Here is an 11,340-nt window from a genome sequence, read left to right on the forward strand (position 1 = left end):
GTTCTTCCCCTAATTTTCGGTTCTTCCCCCGGAAGTTTCCTGCGGAAGAACCGGAAACTGGGGGAAGAACGGGGGTGGCGGGTGCGGGAGCGTGGTCAGTTGCCCCACCGGGTGCGGCGGCGCGGTCGGCTACCTCACGATTCCGGCGCGGCGAAGTGCCCGCAACAGCCGGCCGATGAACGCCTCGGGATTCGTCAGCTCCTTCCACGTCCAGCGGACGACGATGATCCCACGATCGCGAATTGCGTCCTCGCGCAACTTCTCCTGGTAGATGACGTCCTCGGCGAGGCGGTGGCCACTGGCCGCCGAGAGCCGGTGATACTTGAATCGGCCGTCGAACTCGCCGACGAGCAGCAGGCGTCCGTTCGCGTCGCGCCACCCGAAGTCGCAGCGCTTCACCGAACCGTCGTCGACGACGACCTCCGACTGCAGTTCGGGCGTCGGGACCCGGCCGTCGTCGACGATGACGCAGCGGCTCAGGGACTCGCCGATGCTCTCGGCGAGATCGGTGGACAGTGCGGCCGCCGTGCGCAGTCGGCTGATCCCATGCTGCCGGCGCATGGCATCGACGTGGTGGCCGAGATCGAGCGGTTCGCCTCGTCGACGGGCAACGAACTTCCCGGAGTCCAGGGCGCACACCGCCTCGTGCAGCGGCGCCGTCCGCGCGACGTCGCAGATCGTCCGCCCGATGCCGGTCAGCGTGTAGCTGTCGACTGCGACGAGATCGGCCGGCGGAATGCGCGCCTGATGGATCACCAGGCCGGCCGATGCCCGGCCGGTACTTTCGGCGGTGAAGTGGACCGTGGAGATGTCCTTGTGCAGCAACGGGATATCGAGGATCGTCGCCGCGGATTGATGGCTGAGATGGCGGTCCGGCCCGCCCGCGCTCACGGCGGTGTGGATCATGGCCCGATACCGGTTCTCCCGGGCAGCAACGTCGTCGACGGCGTCGTCGGCGCCGGCCGGAACGTAGCCGCCACGCCAAACGCGCTCGATGGTGCGCTCCCGCAGCCCGCGCCGGATGTCGGCGTCGGTGCTGCCCTGCCGCAACAACTCCCGCCGCAGGGTCAGGTCATCGGCGCCGGTGCGGGACTTGTCGGGTGTTGCCATGCAGCGATGGTGTACTGCTGGAGGTGTGGGTGCTGTTGCGCTGTCCACAGCTGTGGACAGCGTCGTTGCCGGCCGCGCATCGTTGGGCGATACTGCCGCTGCCGTCGAGCTTCTTCCGCGACTTTTAGGGCCTTCCGCGGGAAACTTCCGGGGGAAGAACCCAAAAGTGGGGGAAGAACGAATCTTCCCCCACTTTTCGTCGGCCGGTCGGTCGGCTGGTGAACTCAGTGCTGCGGTTTGTCCGCACCCACCAGCCACAGCGAGAAGTATTGTGACCCACCGCCATACGCGTGACCGACGGCCTTCCTGGCATCGCGCACCTGGTGGGCGCCGGCCTTGCCCATCACCTGGATGGCGGCCTCGGCGAAGCGGATCATGCCCGACGCGCCGATGGGATTGGACGAGAGGACGCCGCCGGAGGCGTTGAACGGGATGCGGCCGCCGATCTCGGTCTCGTGCGCCTCGGTGAGCTTCCAGCCCTCGCCCTCCGCGGCGAAGCCCAGATTCTCCAACCACATCGGCTCGAACCACGAGAACGGGACGTAGATCTCGGCGGCGTCGATCTCCTCGATCGGGTTGGCGATGCCACCGGCCTTCCACAGTGCGGCCGAGGCGTCGCGGCCGGCCTGCGGGCTGACGACGTTGCGGTGCGCGAATGCCAGCGGCTCGGTGCGCATCGCGGTGGCGTGAATCCAGGCCACCGGGTCGCCGGCGGCGACGGCGGAGTCCGCAACCTGCTCGTCACCGATGACGACCGCACACGCGCCGTCCGACGACGGACACGTCTCGTCGTAACGGATGGGGTCCCAGAGCATCTGCGAAGCCATGACGCTCTCGGTGGTGATGTCGGGCTGATGCAGGTGGGCCAGTGGATTCAGCGCACCGTTACGGCGATCCTTGGCGGCGACCATGGCGCCGATGTACTCCGGCGCCCCGGACTGCCGGATGTAGGCGCGCACGTGCGGGGCGAAGAATCCACCGGCACCGGCGCCCACCGGCTTGGTGAAGGGAACCGGAATCGACAACGCCCACATGGCATTCGACTCGGACTGCTTCTCCCACGCGACGGCCAGCACCCGCCGGTGGACGCCCGCGAAGACCAGTGCCGCCGCAACATTCGCGGTCGAGCCGCCGACCGAGCCTGCGGTGTGCACGCGGATCAGCCGCTTGCCGACCGCGCCGATCGCCTCGGCCATCGCGAGTTCGGGCATCATCGATCCCTCGAAGAGGTCCGGGGCCTTACCGACGACGATGGCGTCGATCTCGTCGATGGACACCTTCGCGTCGGCCAGCGCGGCGTCGATCGCCTCGCGGCACATCCCGGCCATGGTCACGTCATGGCGTTTGGCGACGTAGTTCGTCTGACCGGTGCCCAGCACCGCCGCCCGATTATTGTGTGCCATCAGTTCTGTTCTCCCGCATCATCGGTCGCGTCCGCGCTCAGGGTGACCACCATGTTCTGTTGCAACAGGGGACCGCTCGTCGCATGGGCGACGGCGGTACCGGCGTTGCCGCCGAGGATCTCGGTTGCCGCGTAGCCGATCCGCTGCAGCCCGGCCGAGAACAGTGAATTGCCCGTCAGCACACCGCCGGACGGGTTGATCCGCACCGAATCCGGCAGGCCCAGCGCATTGCGGACGATCAATTCCTGATGCGTGTAGGGCGCGGCGATCTCGGCGACGTCGACGGCGCGGCTGAGTCCGCCGAAGGCGGTGTCGGCGGCCAATACGGTCGACGGCGACACCGTCAGGTCACGGGCGCCGAAGTTCGGGGTGTCGATGCGATGATCCCAGCCGGTGACGAAGGCCGGGTTGGCGACGAGCTCGCGGGCGCGCCGCTCACTGGCGAGGATGACCGCCGCCGCGGCATCGGTGTACGGCGCGATGTCGTGCGCGCGCAACGGGTTTGCGACGTAGTCGGCGGCGAGTAGGTCGTCGACGGCACCGCCGGTGGTCCGGGCGGCCACCGCGGCCATGTCTTCCTCGGTCCAGGTGCCGGCGTCCAAGCCGGCGCGTGCCTGCAGAGCGGCGAGCTCGCGGGCCCGCGGCCACAGCGGCGCCACGGTGTAGGGGTCGGTCTGCAACGCCAGCGTCAGATCCGAGTCGCCCGCGGTGGCCTTGCCGAATCCGTAGGCCAGGGCGAGATCGACCTCACCCGTGGCGATCTTGACCCACGCCTCATACAGTGCCCACGCGCCGTCCATCTCCACATGGGATTCGTTGATCGGCGGCATCGCCCCGATGGAGTCGATGGCGGAGATGAACGAGAAGGCGCGTCCGGCAAGGTAATCCGACGATCCGCTGCACCAGAACTCGATGTCGGTGCGGCTGATCCCCAGCTCGGCATAGAGTTTCGCGAAACAGGGGATCAGCATCTCCACGCCGTTGGTGGTGCCGTGCGTCCCGACGACGTTCGGGCTGTGTGCGAACCCGACGATCGCTATCCGTGGCAGGGTCATTGCGAGATGTCCTTTTGGTGATTCGGAGTCTGGATGGGACGGGGTCCGGCAGGCGCTCAGAGGAATTCGCGGTAGGACGCGAAGTCGGCGTCGGGTTCACCGGTGGGCCGGAAGTGGCTGATGCTGCCCAGGGACAGTTCACGCTCCGCGGCGGGCGCCCACACCGCCTGCACCCGCATACCCATCCGGACCTCGTCGGCCGGGCAGTCGAGAATCAGGTGCAGGAACGGGATGTCGGTGCCGTCGAGCAGCACATAGGCCGCCACGTATGGCGGTGTGATGCGCTGACCCTGGAACGGGACGTTGACGATGCAGAAGGTGGTGACAGTACCGGTGTCGGGCAACTCGACCCGCTCGAGAGCCGGCGCGCCGTCGGACGGACTGACCTTGCGCGGCGGGAAGTACACCCGGCCGGCGTCGACGCCCGTGCCGATCCGCGAACCGTAGAGCTTTCCGGCCTTGAGTCCCTCCAGATACCAGGATTCCTCTTCGGTCGCCGAATGGGTGATCGTGGTGGTGATCGGGGTGGTGATGACGACGTTGCTGTCGGCGCCGACCTTGGTACCGGAGTCGTCGGCGGTGTCGTTGGGCGCGGCCGGGGTCGGGGACTGGCCGGGTGCGAAGTGGCTGATGTCGTCGATGCGCCCGGTTCGCGCCGCCCGCCAGCGGGCGTGCACGCGCAGCCCGGTGTGCAACTCGTCGGGCGAGTCGACGCGGACCGCGTGCAGCAGGGCGGTGTCGGCGCCGTCGAGGCGGATCAGCGCCCAGGCGAAGGGCACATCGAGCGGTTGCGGGCCGGCGGGTTCGGGATTCCACGTCCATGTGGTGACGGTGCCGACCGTGGCCACGTCGACGAGTTCGGTGGTGTGCGCCCCGGTTGTCGGATCGAATTCGACCGGCGGGACCGCGACCTTGCCGTCGCTGCCCTTGGAACCGACGATCCGGCCGTCGCGCAGTGCGAGCGCGAACTGCGAGAGCACCGGCCCCAATGACCGCGTGTATCCGAAGGTATTGGTCAGCGGGGCGGTGAGGACGGCGTGCTGCGGTGGCGGAACGTCCGCCGTCGGATCGGGGACTCGGGCGCGGCCGGATGTTGCGATGGTGCTCACACCATCGAGTAGAACACGTTCTAGTATTGGATACAAGGCGCACGTCGTCGCGCCACCGACCGACGCAGGGAGAGGACGGCACCTGCCGTGAAACTGGCTTTGCAGCTTGGCTATTGGGGAGCGGGCCCGATTCCCGATGCGCCTGATCTCGTCGCGGTGGCCGAGGCCAGCGGATTCGACGCCGTGTTCACCGCCGAGTCTTGGGGCTCGGACACCTACACGCCGCTGGCCTGGTGGGGCGCGGCGACGTCGCGGATCCGGTTGGGAACCGCGGTGTCACAGCTGTCCGCGCGGCCGCCGACCACGCTGGCGATGGCCGCATTGACCCTCGATCACCTTTCCGGCGGCCGGCACATCATCGGCCTGGGCGTGTCCGGACCGCAGGTGGTGGAGGGCTGGTACGGGCAGCCGTTCGCGAAGCCGTTGGCGCGCACCCGGGAATACGTCGAGATCGTCCGGTCGGTGCTGGCGCGGGAGGCCCCGGTGCGCAGCGACGGTCCGCACCATCCATTGCCGTATCCGGCCGGCGCCCCGGGCTCGACGGGACTGGGCAAGGCGCTCAAGCCGATCACGCATCCGCTGCGTGCCGACATCCCCATCTGGCTCGGCGCCGAGGGGCCACGCAACGTGGCGCAGACCGCGGAGATCGCCGACGGCTGGCTGGCCATCTTCTACAGCCTTGCCCTCGCCGATCAGTACGAGCAGTGGCTGGCCGACGGATTCGCCCGGCCGGGAGCGCGCCGCACACGCGCGGAGTTCGAGGTGGCGGCCACCGTCCAGGTGGCCATCACCGACGACGTGCCGGCGGCCATCGAACGCTACCGACCTTCGACCGCCCTGTACGTCGGCGCTATGGGCGCGGCGCAGAAGAACTTTCACGCCCAGCTGTACCGGCGGATGGGATACGGCGAGGCCGTCGACGCCATCGGCAGGCACTTCCGTGCGGGGCGCAGGGCAGAGGCGATCGCGGCGGTGCCCGACGAGATGGTGTGCGAGACGCTGATCGCCGGAACTGCCGACTCGGTGCGCGCGCAGATCAAGCAATGGGAGGCGGCCGGGGTCGACATGCTGATGGTCACCGCCCGCGACGTCGAGACCATCGAGACGCTGGCCACGCTCTGCTGAGTGCTCGAGCGCTCGGGCTCAGACCTGCGCGGCTGCCGGAACGCGTCGTGGGGTCAGGGTGAGGTGAAAGTCTTTGGGCACCATGGTGAGCCGCTCGTCGACGGCGAGTTCGTAGTCGGGCTCGGGGGTGAGGTCGTAACGGTGGAGCAGACTCGCGAGTACCAGGACTGCCTCGTGCAGCGCGAACTGTCGGCCGATGCAGGCCCGCAGGCCGGTGCCGAACGGCTTGTAGGAGTGGGCCGGGCGCTTCTTGACGTTCGCGGGGAGAAACCGGTCCGGATCGTAGACGTCCGGACGGTCCCACACCGCGGGGTCACGGTGGACCAGGCCGAGAACGATGATCGCCCAGTCGTCGGTGCGCATCGGGACCTCGCCGTCGATCACGGTGTCGGCCCGCGGGCTGCGGGCAAAGGCGGGCACGGTCGGCCAGATGCGCAGGGCCTCGTCGAGACAGCGCCGGATGTAGCGGAAGTGCGGAACCTGCTCGAAGGTGGGCATCGCCTGTGGGTCGGCGCCGAGTATCTCGTCGGTCTCGGCTTGCGCACGGGCCAGGCAGTGCGGATTCTGCGACAGGTAGTACAGAGTGAAAGACAGTGCCCCGGAAGTCGTTTCGTGTCCGGCGACCAGGAACGTGAGGATCTGGTGGCGGATGTTGAGCATCGAGAGCTTCTCGCCGGTCTCGGGGTGGGCGACGTTGAGCATGATGCCGAGCAGGTCGTCGCGCCGGGGATCTCCGGCCCGCTTGGCGATGACCTCGTCGAGCATGGAGTCGACGTAGCCTTGATCCCCCGCGTTGCGCCGGTCGAGGTAGGCCATCAGGAAGCGTCCGCCCGGTGCGGTGCCGAGGCCGCCTTTGCGCCGCCCGGTCTGCAGGGCGTGGATCATGGCCGTGATGAACGGGTGCCGCTGGGTCGACGAGAAGGACCCGAAGTCCTGACTGAAGGCCGTTCGGGTCAGCGTCTCGAGCGTCAACTTCGTCATGTCGGAGGTGACGTCGGCCCGGTTGTCGCGCCGATCCCAGTACGCGAAGAGTTCGCTTGCCGTCTCGATCATCGTCGGATGGTAGGAGCGTATTGCCGCCTTGGTGAATGCGGGCATCAGGAGTTCGTGTGCCAGTTGCCAGTTCGACTCGTCATTGAATGCTGTGAACAAGCCGTCGCCGGCGTACTGGCGCAGCGCGGTGATCGCCGGCGGCAATGCCTTGCAGAAGCGGGTCTCGTCGCACAGTTCGGCGGTCAGGGCGGCCGATGCGACGAACACGAACTTCTGCCGGAAGACCTGGAATTCGAAGATCGGCCCGAGGTCGGCGCCCCAGTCGAGAATGCTGAGCACCGGTTGGCGCGGGTCGGATACGCCGAGGTCGCCGACGATCCGGCGGCGTCTGCCCGCGTGCGGGAATTGCCGACCGGACCAGTCGTTGTTCAGCGGGCGTCGGAACACGTCTCTGACCCTGCTCGCCGCAGACCGGACTGTCAAGGAGGTCATTCGCCGGTGAAGACCGGCTTCTCCTTGGCGGCGAATGCCTTCGGCCCGACCTTGGCGTCCTTGCTCTGGAACACCGAGATGCCGATCGGCGCCTCGATCGCGAAGGCGTCGAGTTCGTTGAGCCCCTCGGTCTGGCGGATGGTGCGCAGGATCGCCTGCACGGCAAGGGGGCCGTTGTCGCAGATCGACTGTGCGAGTTCCAGAGCCTTGTCCAGCGCGGTGCCATCGTCGACGACGTGTCCGATGAGGCCGAACTCCTTGGCCTCCTCGGCATCGATGTGACGCCCGGTGAGCAGGATGTCGCAGGCGACGGTGTACGGGATCTGCCGCACGAGGCGGACTGCGCTGCCGCCGAGCGGAAACAACCCCCAACGTGCTTCGGACACACCGAATCTGGCGCTGCGGCCGGCGACCCTGATGTCGGTGCCCTGCAGGATCTCGGTGCCGCCGGCGATGGCGGGGCCCTCGACCGCGGCGATCAGCGGCTTGGTCAGGCGCCGGCCCTTGAGCAGGGCCGGCAGCGCCTCCGGATTCCAGGTGCCCTGCTTGACGGTGTCACCTGGGGCGTTGCGCGACATGATCTTCAGGTCCATGCCGGCGCAGAAGGCGCCGCCTGCCCCGGTGAGGATGGCGGCGCGGATCTCGGGGTCGGCGTCGACGCGGTCCCACGCCTGCGCCATGATCGCCATCATCTCCGCCGACAGCGCGTTGCGCGCCTCGGGACGGTTCATCGTGACGATGAGAACGTGCCCTCGCTGTTCGACGAGGCAGTGCGGTGCCGGGACGGTGGTGGGCTCGGTATGCGGCATCGTGGTCATCTCGACCCCCAAGATCGGTGAGGCGGTTCGGCGGAAAACACAGGGTTGCCGAAAACGATAACACGTTCTAGTTTTGTCCCATGGCATTTACCATCGGGGACCTCATCGAGCATGCCGTCGACCTCATGCCCGACCGCATCGCACTCGAATCGGGGGACCGTTCGCGGACTTACGCCGAGCTCGAGGCCCGCAGCAATGCGCTGGCCCACCATCTGCGGGGCCTCGGTGTACGGCCAGGCGACCGAGTGGGTCTGTACAGCCGGAACACCATCGAATCGGTCGAGGCGATGGTGGCGATCTTCAAGGCGCGGGCGGTGATGGTCAACGTCAACTACCGCTACGTCGAGGCCGAGCTCGACCACATCTTCACCGACTCCGGCATGACTGTTCTCTTCCACGAACGGCAGTACTCGCCGCGGGTGGCCAACGTCCTGTCGGACGGGGGCTCAGCGGACGGGGGCTCAGCGGACCGGGGCGGCCACGAGTCTGCCCGGCCGGTCATCGCCCACCGGGTGGTCATCGACTCCGACACCGACACCGACGCCGACTCCGACGCCGACGCCGACTCCGGCACCGAAGTAGGCGCGGTGGCGTCCCCGGTCGACTTCGAGGAGGCGATCGCCGCGTCGTCGACCGAACGCGACTTCGAGGAACGCTCCGACGACGACCTCTACATGCTCTACACCGGCGGGACCACCGGAAAGCCCAAGGGCGTGGTGTGGCGTCAGGAAGACATCTGGCGGGTGCTCGGCGGCGGCATCGACTGGAGTACCGGGCAGCCGGTCACCGACGAGTGGGAACACGCGCGTATTGGCGAAGCGGGCGGCCAGCTCGTTCGGTTCGCGATCCCGCCGTTCATCCACGGTGGCTCTCAGTGGGCGGTGTTGCAGGCACTTTTCGGCGGCGGCAAGGCGATCGTCTATCCCGACTTCGACGCAGACGAGGCCTGGGCGGCCATCGAACGGCACGGCGTCCACGTCGTGTTCATCACCGGTGACGCCATGGGCCGCCCGATGATCGAGGCACTCGGCCGGCGGGACTACGACACCTCCACCCTGTTCACGGTGGCGTCGTCGGCGTGCCTGTTCTCCCCGAGCATCAAAGACCAATTCGTGGAGAAGTTCCCCAACGCCATCATCATCGACGCGATCGGCTCGTCGGAGACCGGATTCGGCGGGATGGCCGTCGTGGCGAAGGGGCAATCGCACGTGGGCGCGCCACGTGTCAACGCCGACAAGCAAACCCACGTCCTCCGGCCGGATGGCTCGCAGGTGACGCCGGGTAGCGGCGAGGTCGGGGTGCTGGCGCGCACCGGGCACATCCCGCTGCGCTATCACAACGATCCGAAGAAGTCGGCGGCGACCTTCAAGGCGTTCAACGGGATTCGCTATTCGATCCCCGGCGACTACGCGCGCGTCGAGTCCGATGGCACGATCACGATGCTCGGACGGGGGTCGGTGTCGATCAACACCGGCGGCGAAAAGGTGTATCCCGAGGAGGTCGAGGCCGCACTCAAGGCGCATCCCGACGTCTTCGACACCGTCGTCGTCGGCGTGGCAGATGACCGGTTCGGGCAACGCGTCGCCGCTGTCGTCGCCACCCGCGACGGCGCGCGTCCGACGCTCGGTGAGCTCGCCTACGTCGTGCGAAAAGAGCTGGCGGGCTACAAGACTCCTCGAAGTGTCTGGTTTGTCGACGAGATCAAGCGCTCACCCGCCGGGAAGCCGGACTACCGGTGGGCGGCGGCGATCACCGAGGGCGGACCGGCCGACGAGACCGCCGAGGCCGCCCGGCCCGCGAACGCTGCGGCAACGCGATGAAGACCGAACTGGCGGCCCGCTTCGGGATCGACTATCCGATCTTCGGTTTCACACCGAGTGAACATGTCGCCGCCGCGATCAGCCGTGCCGGCGGGTTCGGAGTGCTCGGGTGTGTGCGATTCAACGATCCCGAAGAACTCGACGACGTTCTCGAGTGGATGCACGAGAACACCGACGGCAAGCCGTTCGGGGTCGACGTGGTCATGCCGGCCAAGATTCCCACGGAGGGAAGTCACACCGATCTCGATGCGATGATCCCGCCGGAGCACCGGGCCTTCGTCGAACGCACCCTCGACGACCTCGGGGTGCCGCCGCTACCTGACGGCGAACGGGTCAACGCGGGCGTGCTGGGCTGGCTGCATTCGGTGGCCCGGTCACACGTCGACGTCGCCATGACACATGCCGACAAGTACGGGCAGATCAAGCTCATCGCCAACGCGCTCGGTTCCCCGCCCGCCGACGTCATCGCCGCCGCACACGACCACGGGGTGTCCGTCGCCGCGCTGGCGGGAGCGAAAGACCATGCGCGCCATCATGTGGAGGCGGGTGTCGACATCGTCATCGCGCAGGGATACGAGGGCGGCGGTCACACCGGCGAGGTGACGTCGATGATCCTGTGGCCCGAACTCGTCGACGCCGTCGGCGACCGCGCCCCGGTACTCGCTGCCGGTGGCGTCGGCAGCGGCCGCCAGATCGCCGCCGCGATAGCCCTTGGGGCGCAGGGTGTCTGGATGGGAACGTACTGGCTGACCGCCGCGGAGTACCGACTGGGAATGGCCGACGGCCAGGAGGGCCCCTCGACGGTCCAGCGGGCGCTGCTGGATGCGACGTCGCGCGACACCGTGCGTCGGCGCATCTACTCGGGCAAGCCGGCGCGACTGCTCAAGACGTCCTGGACCGACGCATGGGATGCGGCGGGTGCGCCCGAGCCGCTGCCGATGCCGTTGCAGAACATCCTGGTCTCCGAGGCGCATGCGCGGATCTCGGCGTCCGACGATCCCGGCGTCGTCGCCATGCCTGCCGGCCAGATCGTCGGACGGCTCAACGCGATCACCCCGGTCGCCGAGCTCATCGCCGACATGGTCAGCGAATACGACGAGGCCGTCGCTCGGATGCAGAAGACCCTCGAGCGGTAGTTCCGGCAGTCACCGGGCGCCGGCGCCGAACTCTGTGGAGTTGTCAAGGTACGGATGCGGTCCCGGTGGGCCGGGTGCGGGTCGGGAAAGTGTTGTGGGGAAGTGTGTTCAGGCGGCGACGTTGTCGAGGCGTAGGGTGCGTCGGTTGTAGGCGGGAAGTGGTCGGCGGTGTGGGTCGATCGTGGCGGGTGGGATCAGCCAGGGATGCCGATCGAATCCCATGATTACCTCCCACCCGTGATGATGCACATCATCGTGGCAGTTGGTGCACAGTAGGCA

Annotated in this window: 9 protein-coding genes and 1 pseudogene; 3 read left to right on the forward strand and 7 right to left on the reverse strand. The window is 67.9% G+C overall.

Going from position 1 to position 11,340, the window contains the following annotated elements; genetic code table 11:
• Nucleotides 1–129: 129 nt before the first annotated feature.
• The 4 genes from ACLQ3C_RS17935 to ACLQ3C_RS17950 form a co-directional block, all read right to left on the reverse strand.
• Nucleotides 130–1,110, reverse strand: a complete 981-nt coding sequence (locus ACLQ3C_RS17935) for a hypothetical protein (protein ID WP_425706448.1) — start codon at nt 1,108–1,110, stop codon at nt 130–132.
• A gap of 224 nt (nt 1,111–1,334) precedes the next feature.
• A complete protein-coding gene (locus ACLQ3C_RS17940; RefSeq protein WP_425706449.1) occupies nt 1,335–2,513 on the reverse strand; it encodes a thiolase domain-containing protein in 1,179 nt (392 codons plus the stop codon).
• On the reverse strand, nt 2,513–3,568 hold the full coding sequence (locus ACLQ3C_RS17945) for a thiolase domain-containing protein (protein ID WP_425706450.1): 1,056 nt from the start codon (nt 3,566–3,568) through the stop codon (nt 2,513–2,515). The genes ACLQ3C_RS17940 and ACLQ3C_RS17945 overlap by 1 nt, the downstream gene beginning before the upstream one ends.
• A 56-nt stretch (nt 3,569–3,624) precedes the next feature.
• Nucleotides 3,625–4,677 carry an OB-fold domain-containing protein gene (locus tag ACLQ3C_RS17950; RefSeq protein ID WP_425706451.1) on the reverse strand — a complete coding sequence of 351 codons (1,053 nt, stop codon included), beginning with the start codon at nt 4,675–4,677 and terminating at the stop codon, nt 3,625–3,627.
• 87 nt (nt 4,678–4,764) lie between these two features.
• Here ACLQ3C_RS17950 and ACLQ3C_RS17955 point away from each other — a divergent pair, with 87 nt between their 5' ends.
• Nucleotides 4,765–5,802, forward strand: coding sequence for an LLM class F420-dependent oxidoreductase (locus tag ACLQ3C_RS17955; protein ID WP_425706452.1), 1,038 nt, complete (start codon nt 4,765–4,767; stop codon nt 5,800–5,802).
• Between the two features lie 18 nt (nt 5,803–5,820).
• On the opposite strand, the gene ACLQ3C_RS17960 is transcribed toward ACLQ3C_RS17955, so the two are convergent.
• Nucleotides 5,821–7,287, reverse strand: a complete 1,467-nt coding sequence (locus tag ACLQ3C_RS17960) for a cytochrome P450 (protein WP_425706453.1) — start codon at nt 7,285–7,287, stop codon at nt 5,821–5,823.
• Complete coding sequence (locus tag ACLQ3C_RS17965) at nt 7,284–8,105, reverse strand: crotonase/enoyl-CoA hydratase family protein (protein ID WP_425706454.1); 822 nt, start codon at nt 8,103–8,105, stop codon at nt 7,284–7,286. The genes ACLQ3C_RS17960 and ACLQ3C_RS17965 overlap by 4 nt, the downstream gene beginning before the upstream one ends.
• An 80-nt stretch (nt 8,106–8,185) precedes the next feature.
• On the opposite strand from ACLQ3C_RS17965, the gene ACLQ3C_RS17970 reads away from it, so the two are divergent.
• Nucleotides 8,186–9,925 (forward strand): acyl-CoA synthetase, encoded by a 1,740-nt coding sequence (locus ACLQ3C_RS17970; protein ID WP_425706455.1) that lies wholly within the window; start codon nt 8,186–8,188, stop codon nt 9,923–9,925.
• Entirely contained in the window at nt 9,922–11,061 is a 1,140-nt protein-coding gene (locus ACLQ3C_RS17975; RefSeq protein ID WP_425706456.1) for an NAD(P)H-dependent flavin oxidoreductase, read from the forward strand. Before ACLQ3C_RS17970 ends, ACLQ3C_RS17975 begins: the two co-directional genes overlap by 4 nt.
• Nucleotides 11,062–11,169: 108 nt before the next feature.
• Here the strand turns inward: ACLQ3C_RS17975 and ACLQ3C_RS17980 are convergent.
• Nucleotides 11,170–11,340, reverse strand: a pseudogene (locus ACLQ3C_RS17980) (HNH endonuclease); the annotation flags it as partial.

It is taken from the genome of Gordonia sp. DT30 (genome assembly GCF_049844915.1).
Lineage (GTDB): Bacteria > Actinomycetota > Actinomycetes > Mycobacteriales > Mycobacteriaceae > Gordonia.